This window comes from Chryseobacterium sp. Bi04 (assembly GCF_918698085.1).
Classification (GTDB): domain Bacteria; phylum Bacteroidota; class Bacteroidia; order Flavobacteriales; family Weeksellaceae; genus Chryseobacterium.
This window is the reverse complement of the sequence record NZ_CAKKLP010000001.1, coordinates 186,152-206,247: the sequence shown is the minus strand read 5'-3', so window position 1 is coordinate 206,247 and position 20,096 is coordinate 186,152. Positions and strand designations below refer to the sequence as shown.

General features: G+C 36.7%; 21 protein-coding genes. 17 read left to right on the top strand and 4 right to left on the bottom strand.

Annotated elements, in window-relative coordinates; genetic code table 11:
- The first annotated feature begins 23 nt into the window (after positions 1-23).
- From lysA to LQV47_RS00880, 11 genes are all read left to right on the top strand, one after another.
- Positions 24-1,226: a diaminopimelate decarboxylase gene (lysA, locus tag LQV47_RS00930; RefSeq protein WP_230032782.1), complete on the top strand. Its 1,203-nt coding sequence runs from the start codon at positions 24-26 to the stop codon at positions 1,224-1,226.
- 251 nt (positions 1,227-1,477) lie between these two features.
- Entirely contained in the window at positions 1,478-3,211 is a 1,734-nt protein-coding gene (locus LQV47_RS00925) for a thiamine pyrophosphate-dependent enzyme (protein ID WP_230032781.1), read from the top strand.
- A gap of 120 nt (positions 3,212-3,331) precedes the next feature.
- The gene (locus LQV47_RS00920; protein WP_230032779.1) at positions 3,332-3,811 is read left to right on the top strand and encodes a hypothetical protein; all 480 of its coding nucleotides are present in this window, start codon (positions 3,332-3,334) and stop codon (positions 3,809-3,811) included.
- Positions 3,812-3,813: 2 nt separating this feature from the next.
- Positions 3,814-4,029, top strand: coding sequence for a hypothetical protein (locus tag LQV47_RS00915; RefSeq protein WP_230032777.1), 216 nt, complete (start codon positions 3,814-3,816; stop codon positions 4,027-4,029).
- Positions 3,999-4,226 carry an energy transducer TonB gene (locus LQV47_RS00910; protein WP_230032775.1) on the top strand — a complete coding sequence of 76 codons (228 nt, stop codon included), beginning with the start codon at positions 3,999-4,001 and terminating at the stop codon, positions 4,224-4,226. Before LQV47_RS00915 ends, LQV47_RS00910 begins: the two co-directional genes overlap by 31 nt.
- A gap of 227 nt (positions 4,227-4,453) precedes the next feature.
- A complete protein-coding gene (miaB, locus tag LQV47_RS00905; RefSeq protein ID WP_230032773.1) occupies positions 4,454-5,890 on the top strand; it encodes a tRNA (N6-isopentenyl adenosine(37)-C2)-methylthiotransferase MiaB in 1,437 nt (478 codons plus the stop codon).
- Between the two features lie 78 nt (positions 5,891-5,968).
- Positions 5,969-6,418, top strand: a complete 450-nt coding sequence (locus tag LQV47_RS00900; RefSeq protein WP_230032770.1) for a hypothetical protein — start codon at positions 5,969-5,971, stop codon at positions 6,416-6,418.
- On the top strand, positions 6,390-7,187 hold the full coding sequence (locus LQV47_RS00895; protein ID WP_230032768.1) for a tetratricopeptide repeat protein: 798 nt from the start codon (positions 6,390-6,392) through the stop codon (positions 7,185-7,187). Before LQV47_RS00900 ends, LQV47_RS00895 begins: the two co-directional genes overlap by 29 nt.
- A gap of 32 nt (positions 7,188-7,219) precedes the next feature.
- Entirely contained in the window at positions 7,220-8,509 is a 1,290-nt protein-coding gene (locus tag LQV47_RS00890; RefSeq protein ID WP_230032767.1) for a sigma-54 dependent transcriptional regulator, read from the top strand.
- Between the two features lie 41 nt (positions 8,510-8,550).
- Positions 8,551-9,102 (top strand): LPS assembly lipoprotein LptE, encoded by a 552-nt coding sequence (lptE, locus tag LQV47_RS00885; RefSeq protein WP_047491908.1) that lies wholly within the window; start codon positions 8,551-8,553, stop codon positions 9,100-9,102.
- A 1-nt stretch (position 9,103) separates the two neighbouring features.
- The gene (locus LQV47_RS00880; protein ID WP_230032766.1) at positions 9,104-11,290 is read left to right on the top strand and encodes a tetratricopeptide repeat protein; all 2,187 of its coding nucleotides are present in this window, start codon (positions 9,104-9,106) and stop codon (positions 11,288-11,290) included.
- Between the two features lie 33 nt (positions 11,291-11,323).
- Here the strand turns inward: LQV47_RS00880 and LQV47_RS00875 are convergent, their stop codons facing one another.
- The 4 genes from LQV47_RS00875 to LQV47_RS00860 form a co-directional block, all read right to left on the bottom strand.
- Complete coding sequence (locus tag LQV47_RS00875; protein ID WP_230032764.1) at positions 11,324-11,932, bottom strand: DUF4126 domain-containing protein; 609 nt, start codon at positions 11,930-11,932, stop codon at positions 11,324-11,326.
- Between the two features lie 220 nt (positions 11,933-12,152).
- On the bottom strand, positions 12,153-12,527 hold the full coding sequence (gene rnpA / locus LQV47_RS00870; protein WP_230032762.1) for a ribonuclease P protein component: 375 nt from the start codon (positions 12,525-12,527) through the stop codon (positions 12,153-12,155).
- Complete coding sequence (locus LQV47_RS00865; RefSeq protein ID WP_047491896.1) at positions 12,527-13,252, bottom strand: tRNA threonylcarbamoyladenosine dehydratase; 726 nt, start codon at positions 13,250-13,252, stop codon at positions 12,527-12,529. Before LQV47_RS00865 ends, rnpA begins: the two co-directional genes overlap by 1 nt.
- Positions 13,245-13,871: a TatD family hydrolase gene (locus LQV47_RS00860; RefSeq protein WP_230032759.1), complete on the bottom strand. Its 627-nt coding sequence runs from the start codon at positions 13,869-13,871 to the stop codon at positions 13,245-13,247. Before LQV47_RS00860 ends, LQV47_RS00865 begins: the two co-directional genes overlap by 8 nt.
- A gap of 96 nt (positions 13,872-13,967) precedes the next feature.
- On the opposite strand from LQV47_RS00860, the gene LQV47_RS00855 reads away from it, so the two are divergent.
- The 6 genes from LQV47_RS00855 to LQV47_RS00830 all read left to right on the top strand — a co-directional run bounded on the left by LQV47_RS00855 (position 13,968) and on the right by LQV47_RS00830 (position 20,058).
- Positions 13,968-14,597: a TetR/AcrR family transcriptional regulator gene (locus LQV47_RS00855; RefSeq protein ID WP_230032758.1), complete on the top strand. Its 630-nt coding sequence runs from the start codon at positions 13,968-13,970 to the stop codon at positions 14,595-14,597.
- A 102-nt stretch (positions 14,598-14,699) separates the two neighbouring features.
- Positions 14,700-15,695, top strand: coding sequence for an outer membrane protein assembly factor BamD (bamD, locus tag LQV47_RS00850; RefSeq protein WP_230032754.1), 996 nt, complete (start codon positions 14,700-14,702; stop codon positions 15,693-15,695).
- A gap of 42 nt (positions 15,696-15,737) precedes the next feature.
- Complete coding sequence (locus LQV47_RS00845; protein ID WP_027378789.1) at positions 15,738-16,061, top strand: DNA-directed RNA polymerase subunit omega; 324 nt, start codon at positions 15,738-15,740, stop codon at positions 16,059-16,061.
- 122 nt (positions 16,062-16,183) lie between these two features.
- The gene (gene coaBC / locus LQV47_RS00840; RefSeq protein WP_230032752.1) at positions 16,184-17,389 is read left to right on the top strand and encodes a bifunctional phosphopantothenoylcysteine decarboxylase/phosphopantothenate--cysteine ligase CoaBC; all 1,206 of its coding nucleotides are present in this window, start codon (positions 16,184-16,186) and stop codon (positions 17,387-17,389) included.
- Between the two features lie 36 nt (positions 17,390-17,425).
- Entirely contained in the window at positions 17,426-18,328 is a 903-nt protein-coding gene (locus tag LQV47_RS00835; protein WP_230032749.1) for a DUF4835 family protein, read from the top strand.
- An 80-nt stretch (positions 18,329-18,408) separates the two neighbouring features.
- The gene (locus LQV47_RS00830; RefSeq protein ID WP_230032748.1) at positions 18,409-20,058 is read left to right on the top strand and encodes an AAA family ATPase; all 1,650 of its coding nucleotides are present in this window, start codon (positions 18,409-18,411) and stop codon (positions 20,056-20,058) included.
- Positions 20,059-20,096 lie beyond the last annotated feature (38 nt).

Below are 20,096 nucleotides of genomic sequence, written 5' to 3'. Positions count from 1 at the left end.
TTTTTTATGTTAAAAATGAAATTATGAATTCAAAAGAATTATTAAAGATTGCCAATGAGTTTGGCACACCCGTGTATGTTTACGATGCTGAATCCATCAAAGTTCAATACGAAAAACTTACATCTTCTTTTTTAAAACACACTAAGTTCTTCTATGCAGCGAAGGCGTTGACAAACATCAATATCCTTAAGTATGTCAAGAAGCTGGGTGCTTCTTTGGATTGTGTATCTATTAATGAAGTTAAACTTGGACTAAAGGCAGGATTTACGAAAGATAAAATACTGTTTACTCCAAATTGTGTTGACTTAGCTGAAATAGAGGAAGCAATGACTTTTGGAGTTCATATTAACATTGATAACATCTCTATTCTAGAGCAGTTTGGTAATAAATATGGAAATTCTTACCCTGTTTTTGTGAGAATTAATCCACATATTTTTGCCGGCGGAAACTATAAAATTTCTACAGGACATATCGACAGTAAGTTCGGAATCTCAATTCACCAGCTTCGTCACATCGAAAGAGTAATGAAGAGTACAAACGTTAATGTGGAAGGGCTTCACATGCATACCGGAAGTGAAATTAAAGATCCGGAAGTTTTCCTTCAGGCTTTAGATATTATGCTTGAGCTTTCTGAGCATTTCCCTAACCTGAAATATCTTGATATGGGAAGTGGTTTCAAAATTCCTTACCAGGATAGCGAAGAAGAAACGGACGTTAAAACATTAGGTAAAAAAGTAGAAAGAGTTTTAGCTGAATTTGCTAAAACATCAGGAAGAAAGTTTGAACTTTGGTTCGAACCAGGGAAATTTTTAGTAGGAAAAAGTGGCTATCTTTTAGTGAAAGCCAATGTAATCAAGCAGACAACAGCTACTGTTTTTGTAGGGGTGAACTCTGGGTTTAACCATTTGATCCGCCCGATGTTCTACGACTCTTACCACTTCATTGAAAACCTGTCTAATCCAAAAGGAGCAGAAAGAATTTATACTGTAGTAGGAAATATCTGCGAAACGGATACATTCGCATGGGACAGAAAACTGAATGAGGTGAGAGAAGGCGATATCCTTGCTTTCCATAATGCCGGAGCTTACGGTTTTGAAATGAGTTCTAACTTCAATTCAAGATTAAAACCTGCTGAGGTTTTATTCCTTGATGGAAAAGCGCATTTGATCCGTAAAAGAGATGAATTCGAAGATTTATTGAGAAATCAGATTGAAGTAGTTATTTAAATCAAAAATATAATGTATAAACGGCTGTCCTTTGGATGGCCGTTTTTTATTTTCAATACTGTAGTCATTCAGGTTTAAAAATCTTTTGGTTAATCGCAAAGTTGCATTTTGTAGGGACGGGTTTATTATTAAATTACCATTTTTTAACATTGAAACCACGGGAAGGTTTCATTTTAATTAGTTAAATTTGATAGGGATACAGATTTTTCAAGGCTGTATTTTATCTTAAAATAACACCAAACCTATTAATTATGGCTAAAAATATAGCAGAGCAGATTGTTGAAATGCTCGAAAATGCCAATGTGAAAAGAATTTATGCAGTAACCGGAGATAGTCTCAACCATCTGAATGTGGCCGTAAAAAAAAGCAGTATTCAATGGATTCATGTGAGACATGAAGAAGTGGGAGCCTATGCCGCCGCCGCTGAGGCTGAGCTGGATGGCCTTGCTGTATGTGCAGGAAGTTGTGGTCCGGGACATGTTCACCTGATCAATGGGGTGTATGAGGCACACCGTTCTCATGTTCCGATGTTGGTTATTGCTTCTACTATCCCCAGTGAGGAAATGGGGATGGAATATTTCCAGGAAACGAATACAATAAAGCTGTTTGATGACTGCAGCTACTACAATCAGATGATTACAAGACCCGAACAGGTGCAAAGAACACTGCAGACTGCTATTCAACATGCCATCTCTAAAAAAGGAGTAGCAGTGATCGGTCTTCCTGGAGATGTTTCTGAGCTGGATGCAGAGGAAGCAGCTACTTCCGCCCAGATATTTAAAACAAATCCTGTTATCAGACCATCGGATGACGAGATGAAACACCTGGCGGAACTTGTGAATGATAATAAAAAAGTTGTTCTCTACTGTGGAATAGGAGCAGGTGCAGCCAATGCTGAAGTGGTGGAATTGTCAAAATTGTTAAAAGCTCCGGTGGGATATTCATTCCGGGGGAAAATGGCTATTCAGCCCAATAATCCTAATGAAGTGGGCCTTACAGGACTATTAGGATATCCGTCAGCTTACCATGCAATGCATGAAGCAGATCTCGTTATCCTTTTGGGAACAGATTTTCCTTACCAAAAGTTTATGCCGGTCAAAAATAAAATCATACAGATTGATGAAAGCCCGGAAAGGCTTGGAAGGAGAGCTAAGCTGGAACTTGGACTGACAGGAGATGTGAAAGAAACAATTAAAGCTTTACTTCCAATGTTGAAAGAAAAAACAGATGATCATTTTCTCAATGAACAGCTGGCATTCTACGAAAAAGTAAAAGAAAACCAGCTCACGTATGTCAAAGATTTTGGAAAAAAAGATGCTATCCAGCCGGAGTATGTGGCACATACCCTGGATCAGCTTGCCAAAAAGGATGCTATTTTTACGGTAGATACAGGAATGTGCTGCGTTTGGGGAGCAAGATTTATTACCGGAACGGGAGAGCGGAAGATGCTCGGTTCTTTTAACCATGGATCAATGGCCAATGCAATGCCAATGGCTATTGGAGCTTCTTTAGCTCATCCTGAAAAACAGGTGATTGCAATGTGTGGAGATGGAGGCTTGTCGATGCTTCTAGGAGATATGGCAACCATTTTTCAGTATAAACTTCCCATAAAGTTGATTGTTTTTAATAACAGAACATTAGGAATGGTGAAGCTGGAAATGGAAGTAGGAGGCATGCCGGATAATGAGACTGATATGATTAATCCGGATTTTGCTATGGTAGCTCAGGCGATGGGATATCCCGGGAAAAATGTTCATGATCCCGAAGAGGTTGAAAATGCGATTAAGGAGTGTTTAGACTATAACGGACCTTACCTTCTCAATATATTCACTAATCCTAACGCTCTGGCCCTTCCCCCAAAAATTGAATTTGATCAGGTTATAGGCATGACAAAATCAATGGCTCAGCTGATGCTGGGCGGTAAAATGGAGGAAGCTTTTGAAACGGTAAAGTCCAATTATAAGCATATCAAAGGATTGCTGTAAGCTGAAATTGCATGGTGATTCCTTAAACTCAACGTAAAACTTCACACTGATTGTGTGAAGTTTTTCTTTTTTATAAGGAAGGTAAATATTTACCTTTGTTTATTATTATACATATAAACTATGAAAACGATATTTTTACTTCTGGCTCTTTGTGCTGCAAATTTTTCATTTGCCCAGGACCTTGAAGACAGAGACGATTCTTTTATCACGGAGAACAATAAAAATATTTTAAAAATAGATATTAGAGAGCCTTTTATGCAGGTTGCCGTTAAATGCAATGATTTTAAACCTGCTGCTTATGAAGGAGGAGCGGCTGCATACAAAGAGATCCTGAGAAAATATATGTATACCTATCTGAATTCGGATTTCTATACCCTGACAGGAGACTTTACATTTACATTAACGATTGATGAAAAAGGAAAAGTGACTGACATTGTGGGTTCTCCTAAAGTGCTTCATAGCGAAGTTTTCTTTGATGATATGCAGTATGTGGTGAGAAGGATAAAGAAAAACTGGGTACCTGCCACCTGCAATGGTCAGCCTGTAAAATCTGAAATGAAACTAAGAATGAGCTTGACTTCTTTATCTGTAGACCTATAAATATGAAAAAATATATTATAATCCTGTTCCTTCTTTTCAGCTTTTTGGGGTATTCTCAAGAATCAAGACCACAGAATGAAAGGGTAACCAGTTCGCAGAATGCTAAATTTCCCGGCGGAGATGCTGCTTTTACTCAGGAGTTTTTAAAAATGATTCATGCTTATATCGATTTAAAGAAGTGCCGTAAATGGACAATTCGTTTTTTGTTTTTGATGTGAATACGAATGGGAAGGTTGAAAATCTTGATGTTTTGCCCAAAGTAAAAAATAGCGAAATGTTTATTGACGATATGCAGTTTGCCATCAAAAGAGTAAAAAAGAAATGGAAGCCGGCCATTAAAGATGGAATACCGGTGATTTCTAAAAAAATAATTAAAATCAACTTTACTTCAGATCATTTTGACCATGGAGATTAGAAAATTATTTCTTGGTAGATTTTAAAAAAGGATTAAATGCTTGAAATTTAATAATTTGATGGTGATTTTATTTCTTAAATCTAAGTTTTAAAAAGCTATAATACTTCAGTAGAATCTCCTGACATTCTGTCACAATATTTTGTATCTTTGCAAACTTATCTGTTTGTGATTTAAGTTTTCAGGACGTGTGCCTTGAAATTTAAATTCCGAACCTTAAACTGATTATTGTGCAAGAAAAATATATAGACGAAACAAAGCAAGGGGAAGCTTTTGCAGTGGCTGAAAAACCTGAAAATTCTAAAAAATTATTTTTAGAAAGCTACGGGTGTCAGATGAATTTTTCTGATTCTGAGATTGTTGCTTCTATTCTTAATGAGCAGGGATACAATACAACAATGAAGGTGGAAGAAGCGGATCTTATTCTTCTGAATACATGTTCTATCCGTGAAAAAGCAGAACAGACTGTAAGAATGCGTCTCTCTCAGTTCAAAAATCTTAAGAAGGAAAAACCCAATATGACGGTAGGAGTTCTCGGATGTATGGCTGAAAGGTTAAAAACCAAATTTTTGGAAGAAGAACAACTGGTTGATCTTGTTGTGGGACCTGATGCTTACAGAGATCTTCCCAATCTTTTGAAAGAAACAGATGATGGAAGAGATGCCATCAATGTTATACTTTCCAAGGAAGAAACCTATGCTGATATTAATCCTGTCCGTTTGGGTGGTAATGGTGTAACCGCTTATGTAACAATTACCAGAGGTTGTGATAATATGTGTACATTCTGTGTAGTTCCGTTCACAAGAGGACGAGAAAGAAGCCGTGATCCACACTCTATTATTGAAGAATGTAAAGAACTTAGCAATAGTGGTTATAAAGAAATTACCCTTCTGGGTCAAAATGTAGACTCCTATCTATGGTATGGAGGAGGTCCTAAAAAAGATTTTGCTAAAGCTTCTGAGATGCAGAAAGCAACAGCTATTAATTTTGGACAGTTACTTGATTTGGTGGCGAAAGCGGTGCCTGAAATGAGAATCAGATTCTCTACTTCAAATCCTCAGGATATGAGTTTGGATGTATTCCACATGATGGCTAAACATGATAATATCTGTAGATATGTACACCTTCCGGTACAGAGCGGAAGTAACAATATGCTTAAGGCCATGAACAGACAGCATACCCGTGAGGAGTATTTGGAGCTGATCAGAAAGGCTAAAGAAATTGTTCCTGATGTTTCATTTTCACAGGATATGATCGTTGGATTTTGTGATGAGACTGAAGAAGATCATCAGGATACTTTAAGCCTGATGAAAGAAGTAGAGTATGACTACGGCTATATGTTTGCGTATTCAGAAAGACCGGGAACCCCTGCTCACAAGAAGATGGAAGACAATATTCCGGCTGATGTGAAACAAAGACGTTTGGCTGAGGTTATTGCACTTCAGGGAGAGCTTTCCAGAAAAAGAATGATCTCTTATGTTGGAAAAGTACATCAGATTTTAATTGAAGGAATTTCCAGGAAAAATAAAAACCAATGGAAGGGCAGAAACTCTCAGAATGCCGTTTGTGTCTTCGATAAGCTTGAAGGACAGAAAATAGGAGACATTGTGGACGTTTTTGTGTATGATAATACGCAAGGCACACTTTTAGGGAGAATTGCTGAATAATTTGAAGTTTTGGTAAAAGCAATCTGTTTTCTAGCCTTGTTTTCCTGTATTCTGATATCGTGTCAGGCAGAGAAAAAGGTGAGTAAATACCCCAATACGGTTGGAGATATTGAATATGACAGGAAATTAGATGCCGCAGATCTTAAGAAATGCGGAACAGGAAAAGATAAACCTTTCAGTTTTCAGTATTACCACGGCGCAAAAGGCTTTGATTACAAAGGAGAAAAGATGGCCATTGTAGAAAAACTGAAAAAAGAAAATATTTATTCTGAAAATAAGAGTAACGGTTTTATTACCGTCAGATTTTTAGTAAATTGTGAAGGAAACACAGGGCTGTTCAGGCTGCAGCATATGAGCCCGGATCTGAAAGATACAGTTCTGGATATAAAATTGGAAAATAAGCTGTTACAGTTTACCCAATCATTAGATGGATGGATTCCAAAGGAAATCAATGGTTCTAAAGTAGACTATTATCAGTATTTAACCTATAAAATTGAAAATGGAAAAGTTTCAGAGGTATTACCTTAGCTTTTTATTACTTATAGTGTATACCAATACTATTGCACAGGTTAACTGTAATGCAATAGAGGGAGAGGACTGTAAAAAAGCTTGTGAGTTATACAATCTGGCTTCCGATTTTCAAGGGTACAGAGCATCTCAGGAAGGCTTTGATAAAGCGATTGAGTTGTGTCCGGATTTTGCCAATGCCTATATGGAGAAGGCCGTTCCTTATCTAAAAAATGGAGATTTTGTAACGTGGAAGGTATTAATTGATAAGGCGGTTGCTTTAGATCCTAAAATGCATTTAGGATACAGAGGCTGGTGCAAATTTCAGTTTTTAAGAGACTATAGTGGTGCTATTCTGGATTTAGAAACACTAAAAAATTATTATCCTGAAGATTTGGGAAGATCTCTAAACGGAGATTATAATCTGAGCATAGTAAAGGCTATGTCTTACAGTGCTTTAGGACAGAAAGAGAAGGCTGCCGGAATTATTGAAAGACAGCTGGCCACCAGAGGGTATGTAAAGGGAATGTTTGACCATTACCAGCTGGGTGTAATCTATTTTGAACTGGGGAAGCATGATAAAGCCCTGGAAAATTTTGAAAAACAAAGCAAAGAATACGACTTTGCAGAGAATATATACTTTAAAAGTAAAGTTTCGAAAATAAGAAACAAAGATTATTTGGATTTAAAAACGTTGGCATTGCAAACGTATGATGAAGGAAAGACTATGAAAGATGTCTATACCCATCATTTTAACAAAGTCTACAGAAAGCAGATTGAAGAGCTGTAGATAACATTAAATCAATAATCAAACATTTACTTATGAGCAACGAGTTACAAAACATAAAAAACCGCTTTGGAATTATCGGAAATTTTCCGGCACTTAACCGGGCTTTAGAAAAGTCTATCCAGGTAGCACCTACGGATATTTCCGTTTTGGTGATTGGAGAAAGTGGGGTAGGAAAAGAATTTATTCCAAAAATCATCCATTCAGAATCCAGGCGAAAACATCAGCCTTATATTGTAGTTAACTGTGGAGCTATTCCTGAAGGAACTATAGACTCTGAATTATTCGGACACGAAAAAGGTGCTTTTACAGGGGCTACAGCCACCAGAAAAGGATATTTTGAAGTAGCCGACGGCGGTACAATATTTTTGGATGAGGTGGGAGAGCTTCCGCTGCAAACCCAAGTTCGCCTTTTAAGGGTACTGGAAAGCGGTGAGTTTATGAAAGTAGGTTCTTCACAGGTTCAGAAGACCAACGTAAGGATTGTAGCGGCTACTAACGTTAATATGATGAAGGCTATTCATGACGGAAGATTTCGTGAGGATTTATATTACCGTCTGAATACCGTTCAGATAGATATGCCTCCTTTAAGAGAACGGAAAGGAGATATTCATTTGTTATTCAGGAAGTTTGCAATAGATTTTGCAGAGAAGTACAGAATGCCTGAACTTGAATTGGAACCCAGTGCTGTTCATTATATTGAAAACTATGCTTTCCCGGGAAATATCCGCCAGTTAAGAAATCTGGTTGAGCAGATGACTGTGGTGGAAAGAAATAGAAGTATCACTGCAGAGAAGCTTGCAGAATATATCCCAATGGAAACCCATCTTCCAATGGTGGTCAATAATCAGAATACACCCAAGCAAAATGACTTTGGAAGTGAGAGGGAAATTATGTACAAAATTCTCTTTGATATGCGGAATGATATCAATGATTTAAAATCCCTAACTTCGGAATTGATAAAGAACAGAGGGACGGCTGACTTGAGTAATCAGGAGAAAAATCTGATCAACAGGATTTATACTCCGGAAAGCCAGTCACAGGTAACTCAGGGGTCTTTATTGTATTTTGAAAATAATAACGATACTCAGGCTGTTCAGAACCCAACGATTATATCGTCGCAGGATGACAGCTATGAAGATATTGAAGACATTGAGGTGGAGGAAAATAAGCCGGAATCCCTTTCCCTTCAAAACAATGAAAAGGATTTGATTGTCAAGGCTTTGGAGAAGCATAAGGGACGCAGAAACAGAGCGGCAGATGAATTGGGGATTTCACAGAGAACTTTGTATAGAAAAATAAAACAGTATAATCTGGAAGACTAATCCTGCATAAAGGAATTGGATTCTATGAAATAAAATAAAAAATGAATATTAAGATTAAAAATATTAGTCTGAAGAGACCAATATTAGTTGGGGTACTTTTCGTTTTGCTGGGAGTTCTAAACTCATGTTACAGCTTTACAGGGTCATCCCTGACAGATGAAAAGACAGTTCAGATCAATGAGTTTCCCAATAATGCGGCACTTGTAAATCCTACATTATCCCAACAGTTTTCTACTGATATTCAAAACAGATTTCTGCAGAGAACAACATTGAAAGGGACTAAAGAAAATCCTGATATTCTGATAGAAGGAGAAATTTCAGATTACAGCATTTCTCCTACTACCATCAGTTCCAATACCCAGACAAATCCTTCTGGTGGAGTGATACAGCAGGCTCAAAACAGACTTGTAATAACAGTGAAAGTACATTATGAAAATAAAGTACACCCTGATTCCAGTTTTGACAGAACCTATACGGATGAAGCTGCTTTTAACAGCAATTTATCACAGAGTGAGATCGAAGCTTCTCAGGTGAAAATTGTTACAGAAAGAATAATTAATAAGATATTTAACGACATTGTAGCGAATTGGTAAGATGAATCCAAGAGTTTTAGAATTAATAAAAAATCCGAAAAATATTCAGTCAGAAGATCTTCATCTTTTGAAAGAAGAGATTCACGCTTTTCCCTATATTCAAAATATTAGGGCACTCCACTTATATGGGGTACATCTCTATGATAAAGAAAGTTATCAGAGGGAACTTTCCATAACGGCGGCTTATACTACAGATAAAAAAATTCTTTATCAGCTGATCAATGGAGTGATTCAGCAAAGCCCTAAACCTGGAATTACAGAAGAAAAGCAGACTTCTGAAAACGCTCAGAAACCAGCCCGGTATTCTTTTAATAAGGAAAAAATCTTTCCTATCAAAAGAGAGCCGTCTTCTGAAAAAGAAGTGGAGCAGGAAGAAGGCATTTCGTGTATGTTGCAGACCTCGCAAGGAGTTGAGCCTATTTATGTTAACGGTGAACGTAACAGAATTCTTTTTGAAGGAGAAGAAAACTTTCTTGATGAAGTATATACTGAAAAGATTGATCTTGAATCTACATTAGAGTCAGGTACGCTGGTTACTCAGAAGCCCGTATCTCAAACTGTGGCAGAAGATATAAAAGAGGAAGAAAAAGAAGAAAATGTAGGAGAAAATTTCACGCCGGAAACCATTATTACTGAAGATGAGATTTCTTCAGAACCCGAAGAAGAAGTTCAGAAAGAAGAGGAAGTAAGCTTCCATGAAGTAGAAGCTATATTGCCGGAAATTACCGTTGAAGAAGAGACTGTTCAGGAGCATGAAGAGGGTGAAGAAAATGTAGGAGAAAATTTCACACCGGAAACCATTATTACTGAAGATGAAATTTCTTCAGAACCTGAAGAGGAAGAAGTTCAGAAAGAAGAGGAAGTAAGCTTCCATGAAGTAGAAACTATATTGCCGGGAGTTACCGTTGAAGAAGAGATTATTCAGGAGCATGAAGAGGAACAAGAAAATGTAGAAGAAAATAATAATGCGGTTTCTAATAATGAAGGGATTTCTGATGAACCTGAGGCTGAAATTAGTTTCCATGGAACAGATTCATTTATGCCGGATGTCAAAATTCAGATAAATGAAGAAGAAATAAAAGAAAACACAGCAATTTCCCAACCTAATGTAAACAAGCATGAAGACGAAATGAGACGTCTGATTGAAGAGGTTGAGAAAAGAATGAAAGAAGCTAAATCTGCTTCACAAGAGGAAAAAGAAGAGCCGGAAGTAGTTGCTGATCATGAAATAAGCTTTGCAGAAACTCAAAATTTCCATTTCTGGTCTACGGAGAAAGAAGAAGAACCTGCCAAAGATGAGGAAGTACTGTCAGCTTCAGGAGAAGAAAAACAAGAAACTCCTGAACCGGTAGAAGAACCTCATATAGAAGTTACACAGGAAGAAAAGAAAACTCCTGAAATCCGGTCTGCATGGAAGCCAATGAGTCTTGAAACCAATATGCCGGATTCCTTACTCACTAAACCTGCAAAAGTTTCTGAACCTGAAATAGAAGTGTTCTTACAGGGTGAAACTCCTGAAATTCCTACAGAAATGGAAGTGAAAAAGGAGAATATCACAGCCGCTGAAGAGCCTGAAAATATAATAGAAGAGTCTGCTGCAGAAGAAGTACAGATTGTAGAAGAAGTTCCTGAACTGCCGGAAAATGAATCTGAACATACTCAGGAAAATGCTCAAAAAGGGGCAAAAGAAGAAGCTCCGGTGATGAATGTATCATTCTTTGGAACGGATATTTCGAGCCTGAGAGTTGCAGAAGGAAAGAAAGAAGCTAATGAAGATTCAATGAAAGAAGAAACAATGCAGGAAGTTCCGTTACAAAAAACAGTTCAGCCTGTTGTAGACAGCAATGTTCCTGGTTTTATCAATACATGGCAGAGCTGGCTGAAAATCGACAGACCGGAAGAGGCTGAAAAAGAAAAGCCTGAAAAGAAGATAAAAGTTATTGATAACTTTATTGAAAATAACCCTAAGATCAGTCAGTTAAAAGAAGAAAGTTCTTATGTTGTTAAAGAGAAAAATGACGATATCTCCCATTTGATGACAGAAACATTGGCTAACCTTTATTTTGAACAGAAGCTATATACTAAAGCAATAAAAGCATTCGAAATATTAATCAAGAAAAATCCTGATAAAAAAGAATATTTTGAATCTAAAATCAAGGAAATAAAAGATTTTAGAAGTAAAAACTAAAAAAAATGTGCTGTCTCCCGGACAGCACATTTTTTATAAGGTATCATGAGTCTCTTTACGGCCCCGTAACTTCCTCCAGGCTTTCCGTCCGAAGACAACTACCAGAATAATAAGTAAGACAGCTAAAATAGCTGCTACAACTGGCATAGCCATTGCAAGAATAGACATTACACCTGCTCCTGCAGTCTCAGTAGTTCCCACTATGGGATTTCCCAGACCTCCTGTTGTTGCTGTAGAGGCTGCACGTAGTCCCGCAAAACCGGAACTTATCGTTGCGGCTGTTCCCCCTCCTGCAATAAGAGCCAATGCCCACTGAGGGAAGGTTTCCAGGCCTGCAAACTGGCTGGCAAATAATACTGATCCGGCTACCGCAGCCATTGGAACAGAAACCGTATCCAGTAAATGATCTATAAAAGGAATATAATAGGCCAGGATCTCCGCGATGGTAGCAATACCGGTGGTAATGAGTGCCGGCAGGCCGGAAAGCCATTCAAAATTTTCACTCATAGGGATCCAATGGAAGTAAGAAGCCAGGCTTACAAAAAACATGGGAAGGAAGACCCGGAATCCTGTGGCGGCAGCCAATCCAATGCCGATAAATGCGCTGAGAATGTAAGAAAAATAGGGAACATGGTCTAACATATTAATTTTCAGATTTATTGTTTCCCTTAAAAGTACAAAAAGTATCCCAGTGATGAAAACTTAAATTCAAAGGTATACAGGTCAAGATGCCCGAAGTATGGTGTCAAAAAAGGAAGAATATAAAAAAATAAAAATCTGCTTACCCTATACACCTGAAAGCTAAAAATAGCATGTACAGATTTTATTGAATAAGCAGATATTTGTATTGTATATATTGCCGTTATGGCTTTTTTTGTGCTTCGCAGAGCTTGATAAACTGGGCCTCTACATCCTGGTATTTTTGAGGCATTTCCGAAGAAACCCAAAACAGCATAGCAAGGGTTTTTTCTCCGAATGCCGTCTCGAATAACCCCTTGTTCAGACGGTAGCATTCTCTCAGAAGCCTTTTCAAACGGTTTCTGTGGACCGCTTTTTTAAAATATCTTTTAGAAACAGAAACCCCGAACTTGACGCTTTCTACCGGAAGATTAGGCTTATCTTTTAAAATGATTATTCTTAGATTTCCACAAGTTCTCCATTTACCTTTTTCGAAAAGTAAAGCGATCTCTATATTCTTTTTGAGTTTTTCAGCTCTGGGGTAGGTAAAATTTTGCATTAATCTTGTTTCAATAAATAATTGATGACCTCAGAGGCTGCATACAGGCCGAAAATTGCCGGAATATAGCTTATAGTGCCATAGAAAGATCTTTTGTAATTAGCTCCATCGGTCATCTTAAGGCTTTCCTCATTTTGAAGTTCGTTGGAAAAAACACATCTAAATCCTTTATTAATTTTTTCTTTTTTAAGCCTCTTTCTTATTTGTCTGGCCAGGAAACAGTTTTGTGTTTTACTGATATCTCTTACCATAACCTTGCTGGGATCGGTCTTTCCACCGGCTCCCATAGAGCTTACAAGTTTTATTTTTTTTCTTTTAGCGGCCCGGATCAGGCATAATTTAGGGGTCACACTGTCAATACAGTCCAGGATATAATTAAATTTACCTGAATCAAGCACTTCATCCATTCTTTCAGGATTCAGAAACTCATTGATTTTAATTAATTTTATCTCGGGATTGATGTCCAGAAGTCTTTCTGCAACTACTTCTACCTTATGTTTTCCAATGGTAGAATGCAAAGCCGGAAGCTGCCTGTTGATGTTTGTGATGTCTACGGTGTCGCCGTCTACAATCGTCATGCTTCCTACTCCCGCTCTTGCAAGAAATTCTGCAGCAAAAGAGCCAACTCCTCCCAGCCCTACAACCAGGACATTTGCTTTAGTCAGCTTTTCCAATCCTTCATCTTTAACTAAAAGCTCAGTTCTCTCGAGCCAGTATTTATCCATTTTTTATAGTGTGTAAATTTTCTAAAATTTGTTCATTGACTTGTTCCAAAGAAATCCCCTTTATTTCTGAAACTTTCTGATATAATTCTTCAATATCAAAATCTTCATTGTCAGTTTCTAAAAAGAATTTATCTGATGGTGTGTTCCTTAAAACATGTTGCAAAGATAAATTATACAAAACAGCTTTTCCAAAACTCAGATAAAAATTATGAGCCAGCAGATCTTCCGCAATTTTTTGTTTTTTGTTAAAACCATGAATAATCATAGCTTGTTCAGCCTTTTTTGTAAAAGAAATTACCTCATAAAACTTTCTGACACAGTGAATAATAATAGGCTTTTTTATCTCATTGGCTATTTGGATCTGTTTCAAAAAAACATCCTCCTGAATTTTCTGGTTAATCATCACCAAAGAATCTAAACCACATTCCCCAATAGCAAAACAATTTTGTGATACCGTATTTCTAACCAGCTTAAGCTGTTCTTCAATATGGTTAACATCAATGTCTTTAGGGTGAATTCCTATTGAATAAAGGGAATCTGACGGAATTTCTCCAATATTTACATTGTAAATTCCATATCTGATGTTTTTTTTATGGTGATGAAAATCAAAAAATTCCATCCTCAAAAATACGACTATTTAGAATTAATATAAAATTATTAAACAAACGTTTACAAATGTGTTAAAAATTTCTTAACTTTACTCAAAGTGCACTTCATGAAGAAAAAATTTACAGAAAAACAGATTCACATTTTAGATATTGCTGAAGAATTAATAGCAAAAAAAGGATACGAAGGAACTTCTGTAAGAGATATCTGTTCAAAAGCAAATATCAACGTAGCAATGATCTCCTATTATTTTGGATCTAAAGAAAAGATGATGTCTTATCTCTACCAATATAGAGTGCTGAAGACCAGAGAGAATTTTTCTGAATTTGCTGATACGATCAAAGAAGGAAAACCTGAAATGCAGATGAGAGAAATGATCAAATACATTGTATCACAGCTTTTCAAATACAATTATTTTCATGGTTTTGTTACCCAGGAACTTCGTCATACCGAAAACCTGAAAGATGAGCTGCTTGATTTCTACCAGCTGTTTGTAAGGAAACTGGATGAAGTCATAAAAAAAGGGGTGGCATCAGGCGTTTTTACTTTTACCCCAAAACCCGAAGATATTCTTACCATGATTATAGGATCCACTCTATTTGTGATCCGAAATAAAAACTTCTACGAACTGTATGTCCCAAGTAAAAATGATGAAACCTATGCAAAAGAAGCCGAAAAGAAAGTAAGAATGAATCTTTTATTGAGCGTTTTTGCAATTTTGGGATACGCTGCAGACTAAAATTACGTTAAATATTCATAAAAAAAAATCTATTGACAAAAAAGTTATATTTTTGCAAATTAGTAAATCGGCTGTCTAATCCGAAAACTGTTGAATTTTTATATGAAAAAATATATTTTAGGGCTGTTTGCTGTAGCAGTGGTTGCTTCATGTGCAAGCCGTCAGGAAAAAGCAATGAAGAGTGCTGACAAAGATTTTATCTTAAAAGCAGCGAATGACAACTTTGCTAAGAAAAAGTGGAAAAATGCACTGGCTCTTTATGACAGACTTACCAATCTGGTAGCAGGAACAGATGATTTTCCCAACGTAGGTTTCAATACAGCCTATGCAAACTATTACGATAAAAGTTATAAACTGGCGGGGCATCAATTTAAAAACTTTGCGGTCAACTTTCCAAAAGATCCCAGAGCAGAAGAAGCGGCTTATATGTCAGCATTATGCTATTATGAAGGATCAATGGATTATAACCTTGACCAGTCCAGTACAGAACTGGCAATTAACGAACTTCAGGATTTCCTTACCAACTATCCAAATTCTGAAAGATCTAAAAATATCAGCCAGCTTATTGATGAGCTGACTTATAAATTAGAGTTCAAAGCCTATGAAAATGCAAGACAGTATTTCAAAATGGGGCAGTATAAAGCCGCTACCGTAGCTCTTGAAAACGTGTTGGAAGATTTTCCAAGTACAAAACTCCGTCCGAAGATTTATGATTATATCATGAAATCCCGTTATGAGCTAGCCGCAAAATCTGTTTATGAGCTTAAAGATGAACGTATTGAAAGTGCATTAACCTACACAAAGGTGGTAGAAAAAGAATTGCCTAATACGGAATACTCTAAAACGGCAATAGATCTACGTGCTAAATTGGAAAAAGAAAAGAAAGATTTCGCTGTTGTTAAAAAACAGGTAGAAGCTAGAGTTGCCACTTTGAATGCAAAACAAAAGAAAGAGGAAGCAAAACTGACTGAAAAAAATAAAACTGATCAACAAATCAAGGATCAAATCAGTAATGAAAAGAAAGCAATGCAGATCCAGAGGGATAGTGCGGCACTTAATACCCCTCCTCCAGCGGCGACTTTCAAAATTAAAAGATAATTCGTAAATTTGCCGTCTTATAAATAAAATAATTTTCTCAAAATGAGTGTAAAAGATACAAAAGCCGAAGTAAATACTATTACTTACGACAAAGATAAGATTGAAGATAAAGTAGGTTCAATCTACGAAGCTATTGTTATCATGGGAAAGAGAGCAGAGCAAATCAATGCGGAGATCCGTACGGAACTTCACAATAAATTAGACGAATTTGCCGTTCACAATTCTACATTAGAAGAAGTTTTCGAAAACAGAGAGCAGATTGAAATCTCTAAACATTACGAAAAACTTCCAAAGCCAACTTCAATCGCTATTGAAGAATGGCTAAATGAAGATATTTATTTCAGAAAAACAGAAGAAAGAAAATAATCATCTGTATTTTTATAGACAAAGGTCATAAAGGAACTGAGTTCTTTTATGACCTTTGTTGTTTTAAACCCTGATTGTGGGAAAAAATAAGTATTTTAGTATTTCAAAAAAATTAGAACTAAATGAGTGTTTCCGGTAAAAAGATACTTATCGCAGTTTCCGGAGGGATTGCTGCCTACAAAATTCATTTTCTGATAAGGGATTTTGTAAAGAAAGGTGCCGAAGTACAGGTTATTATGACTCCCGATGCTGAACATTTTGTAACGAAGTTAAGCTTGTCTACATTATCGAAAAAGCCTGTTTATTCAGACTTTTATGGAGATAACGGAAGCTGGAACAGCCACGTGGAGTTAGCACTTTGGGCAGATGTAATGCTGGTGACACCTTGTACAGCCAACACACTGTCTAAAATGGTTCATGGGATGTGTGATAATCTGGTTATTGCTACCTATATGTCTGCAAAATGTCCTGTATTTATTGCTCCTGCGATGGATTTGGATATGTATGTTCACCCATCTACAAAGAAAAACATAGAACTTGCAGAAAGTTTTGGGCATACAATAATTCCTGCAGAAAACGGAGAATTGGCAAGTGGACTTATTGGACAGGGAAGAATGGCAGAGCCTGAAACCATTTTTAATGCAGTTGAAAATTATTTTAACACTGAAGCTAAGGAAAAAAGTCTTGAAGGAAAAACGGTATTGATTACTGCAGGTCCAACATATGAGGCCATTGACCCGGTGAGATTTATAGGAAACCATTCTTCAGGGAAAATGGGATTCGCTTTAGCTGAAGAAGCGTCAAAGAGAGGAGCAAAAGTAATTTTAATTTCAGGACCTAGTGCCCAGGTGATTCATGATAAAAATGTGGAACTTCACAAAGTAACTTCTGCTAAAGAAATGCTGGCTAAAGTATTTGAGTTTTATGATACAATAGACATCGGAATTGCCAGTGCTGCCGTAGCAGACTATGCCCCTAAAGAAGTGGCTAAAGAAAAAATCAAGAAGAATGATGAAAATCTGACAATTGAGCTGGTGAAAAATCCTGATATCTTAAAAACAATGGGCGAAAAGAAAACCCATCAGTTTTTGGTAGGGTTTGCCCTCGAAACACAGAATGAAGAAGAGAATGCCAAAGGAAAACTTGAAAAGAAAAATCTTGATATGATTGTTTTAAATTCTCTGCGCGATGAAGGTGCAGGCTTTAAAAACGATACCAATAAAATTAAAATATTTACCAAAACGGAAAAGACAGAATTTAACCTTAAATCGAAAGATGAAGTAGCCAAAGATATTCTCAACTTTGTGGAAGCTCAGCTTTTAAAATAATTTTAATAAATTTCCGTTCTCAATTTTTAACAGACAATGAAAAAAATTATAAGCTTATTTTTTCTGCTTTTTATATACAGCATCAGCTTTTCCCAAGAATTGCTGGCAACCGTACAGGTAAACTCCCAACAATTGGGGGGAAGTAACCAGCAAGCTTATAAGGCTTTGGAAAAAAGCCTCAAAGACTTTATCAATAATACCAGCTGGACAGGAAAAAAACTGCAGAATTTTGAAAAAATAAAATGTGGTTTCTCTATTGTTATCTCTGAAAGAACAGATAACAGATTTAAAGGAGCTATAGTAGTACAGGCTGTACGTCCTGTTTATAGCTCAAATTATGAATCTCCTTTAATAAACCTTCAGGATCAAAGATTTGCATTCGAATATATTGAAAATGAAAATCTTATATTTAATGAAAGACAGTTTTCCGGGAAGAACCTTACCGATGTAATCAGTTTTTATATTTATCTGATCTTAGGATATGATGCCGACAGCTTCCAGTCTATGGGTGGTTCACAATGGTTTTCAAAAGCCCAGCAGATCGCCCAGAATTCGCAGAACAGGAATTATGAAGGATGGAATACCGTCAATGAGCCAAGAAGCCGCACGATACTGGTTAATGAAATTTTGAATCCTAACTGGAGTCAATTACGCTCGGTAATTTATACCTATCACAGGGCGGGATTAGATAATCTCTTCAATCAGGATCAGGGAGGAGCCAAAAAAGTGATTTTTGATGCCCTGATGCAGCTGAAAATGTACGAAAACTCATTTCAGCAATCATACTTCTTCAATACTTTCATGGATAATAAAAGTGACGAGATCTTCAATATTTTTAATTCAGGAAATAATGGTCCCGTCAATATTAATGATCTGAAGCAGACCATGATTATTATTTCTCCAAAAAATATTGATAATAAGTGGAATAAGTGGAAATAAAAGAATTCAAACATTCAGCTATTGAATACTGAACACTAAAATTCTATATTTGCATTACTTAAAGTAACCAGCCCTCATCCATGCTTTCGAGAATTTACATTAAAAACTTTGCCCTGATTGATACCCTTGAAGTGTCATTGAAAAACGGTTTGCAGGTAATAACCGGTGAAACGGGAGCTGGTAAATCTATTATTCTGGGTGCACTCAGACTTATTCTGGGTGAAAGGGCAGATGTAAAGTCAGTTTCGAATACAGAGGAAAAAAGTGTCGTAGAAACCGAATTTGCACTGAATAATCAGTTTAAAAAATTCTTTATAGAAAATGACCTTGATTATGAACTTCAGACGATCATAAGAAGGGAAATTCTACCTTCGGGAAAATCACGGGCATTCATTAATGATGTTCCGGTCACCCTGGATGTGCTTAAAGAGTTTTCATCACAGCTGATTGATATTCATTCTCAATTTGAAACTTCCAATCTTTTTACTTCAGAATATCAGTTTAAAATAATTGACGGACTTTCTGAAAACAAGCAGATCATTGAAGAATATCAACAGGTATTTTCAGATTTCCAAAGTTTGAAACTGCAGCTTAAAAAGCTTCATACACAGCTTTCCGAAACCAATAAAGAAAGTGATTATAAAGACTTTCTGCTTAATGAACTGGAAGAGCTGAAGCTGGATGAAGTAGATTACGAAGAGATGCAGAATCAGCTTGCCATTCAGGAAAATGCAGGAATGATTTCTGAAAACCTAGGTCAGATCTTATCGAGATTCCACCAGGAAGAAATCGGGATTTTATCTTTCTTTAATGAAGCAAAGAATAAACTGTCTAGGATTTCTGAGATTTCAACCAGCTTTGCTGAACTGGACCAACGGTTGGAAACTTCTTTTGTAGAAATAAAAGATATCATTTCCGAGCTTGAAAACGAAGCCGAAAATGTAGAAATTAATCCGGAGAACTTATTACTTCTTACAGAGCTTAATAATAAAATCAATGCCTTACTCTTAAAGCATAATGTATCAGACGTAAATGAGCTGATAGCAGTGAGGAATGAACTGGCGGGCGATCAGAAAGGCGCTTCAGAATTGGAAGCACAAATTATTGAAACAGAAGGAAATATTTCTGATAAAGAAAAAATACTCCAGGCTCTTTCTGAGAAACTTTCAAAAAACAGAAAAAAGAATGTGCCTGTTTTTGTAAAAAAAGCAGAAACCCTTCTTAAAAAATTAGGTCTTGAAAAAGCAAAAGTAGATATAGAGCTTCTGGATATTCCTGAATTTAATGCATTCGGAAAAGAAAATATCCAGCTTTTATTTCAGGCGAACTCAGGATTTCCGTTACGACCTATTCAAACTGCTATTTCTGGTGGCGAAAGGTCAAGGGTTATGCTTGCTGTAAAGAAAATTATTGCAGAAAGTGATGACCTTCCGACTCTTATTCTGGACGAAATAGATACGGGTGTTTCAGGGAAAGTAGCTGAAGAAATCGGAAACCTTATGAGAGAAATGTCTAAAGACATGCAGCTTATCGTTATTTCTCACCTGGCACAGGTAGCGGCAAAAGGAAATGATAACTATAAGGTGGTAAAACAGGATGTTTCCGGAAGAACCCAATCTACAATTATTCCTTTAACAGAGGATCAAAAGCTAACCGAAATTGCCCAGCTGCTTTCCGGAAGTAAGATTACAGAAGCAGCTTTGGCACAGGCTAAAGAATTGATCGGTTAAAACTTTAACAGACTTGTAGATCAGCATTCTGTTACGTA

Excerpts from the sequence above, each read along its gene's own strand:
- lysA (WP_230032782.1), top strand. The coding sequence starts at position 24 with ATGAATTCAAAAGAATTATTAAAGATTGCCAATGAGTTTGGCACACCC.
- LQV47_RS00925 (WP_230032781.1), top strand. The coding sequence starts at position 1,478 with ATGGCTAAAAATATAGCAGAGCAGATTGTTGAAATGCTCGAAAATGCC.
- LQV47_RS00920 (WP_230032779.1), top strand. The coding sequence starts at position 3,332 with ATGAAAACGATATTTTTACTTCTGGCTCTTTGTGCTGCAAATTTTTCA.
- LQV47_RS00915 (WP_230032777.1), top strand. The coding sequence starts at position 3,814 with ATGAAAAAATATATTATAATCCTGTTCCTTCTTTTCAGCTTTTTGGGG.
- LQV47_RS00910 (WP_230032775.1), top strand. The coding sequence starts at position 3,999 with ATGGACAATTCGTTTTTTGTTTTTGATGTGAATACGAATGGGAAGGTT.
- LQV47_RS00895 (WP_230032768.1), top strand. The coding sequence starts at position 6,390 with ATGGAAAAGTTTCAGAGGTATTACCTTAGCTTTTTATTACTTATAGTG.
- LQV47_RS00890 (WP_230032767.1), top strand. The coding sequence starts at position 7,220 with ATGAGCAACGAGTTACAAAACATAAAAAACCGCTTTGGAATTATCGGA.
- lptE (WP_047491908.1), top strand. The coding sequence starts at position 8,551 with ATGAATATTAAGATTAAAAATATTAGTCTGAAGAGACCAATATTAGTT.
- LQV47_RS00880 (WP_230032766.1), top strand. The coding sequence starts at position 9,104 with ATGAATCCAAGAGTTTTAGAATTAATAAAAAATCCGAAAAATATTCAG.
- LQV47_RS00875 (WP_230032764.1), bottom strand. The coding sequence starts at position 11,932 with ATGTTAGACCATGTTCCCTATTTTTCTTACATTCTCAGCGCATTTATC.
- rnpA (WP_230032762.1), bottom strand. The coding sequence starts at position 12,527 with ATGCAAAATTTTACCTACCCCAGAGCTGAAAAACTCAAAAAGAATATA.
- LQV47_RS00865 (WP_047491896.1), bottom strand. The coding sequence starts at position 13,252 with ATGGATAAATACTGGCTCGAGAGAACTGAGCTTTTAGTTAAAGATGAA.
- LQV47_RS00860 (WP_230032759.1), bottom strand. The coding sequence starts at position 13,871 with ATGGAATTTTTTGATTTTCATCACCATAAAAAAAACATCAGATATGGA.
- LQV47_RS00855 (WP_230032758.1), top strand. The coding sequence starts at position 13,968 with ATGAAGAAAAAATTTACAGAAAAACAGATTCACATTTTAGATATTGCT.
- bamD (WP_230032754.1), top strand. The coding sequence starts at position 14,700 with ATGAAAAAATATATTTTAGGGCTGTTTGCTGTAGCAGTGGTTGCTTCA.
- LQV47_RS00845 (WP_027378789.1), top strand. The coding sequence starts at position 15,738 with ATGAGTGTAAAAGATACAAAAGCCGAAGTAAATACTATTACTTACGAC.
- coaBC (WP_230032752.1), top strand. The coding sequence starts at position 16,184 with ATGAGTGTTTCCGGTAAAAAGATACTTATCGCAGTTTCCGGAGGGATT.
- LQV47_RS00835 (WP_230032749.1), top strand. The coding sequence starts at position 17,426 with ATGAAAAAAATTATAAGCTTATTTTTTCTGCTTTTTATATACAGCATC.
- LQV47_RS00830 (WP_230032748.1), top strand. The coding sequence starts at position 18,409 with ATGCTTTCGAGAATTTACATTAAAAACTTTGCCCTGATTGATACCCTT.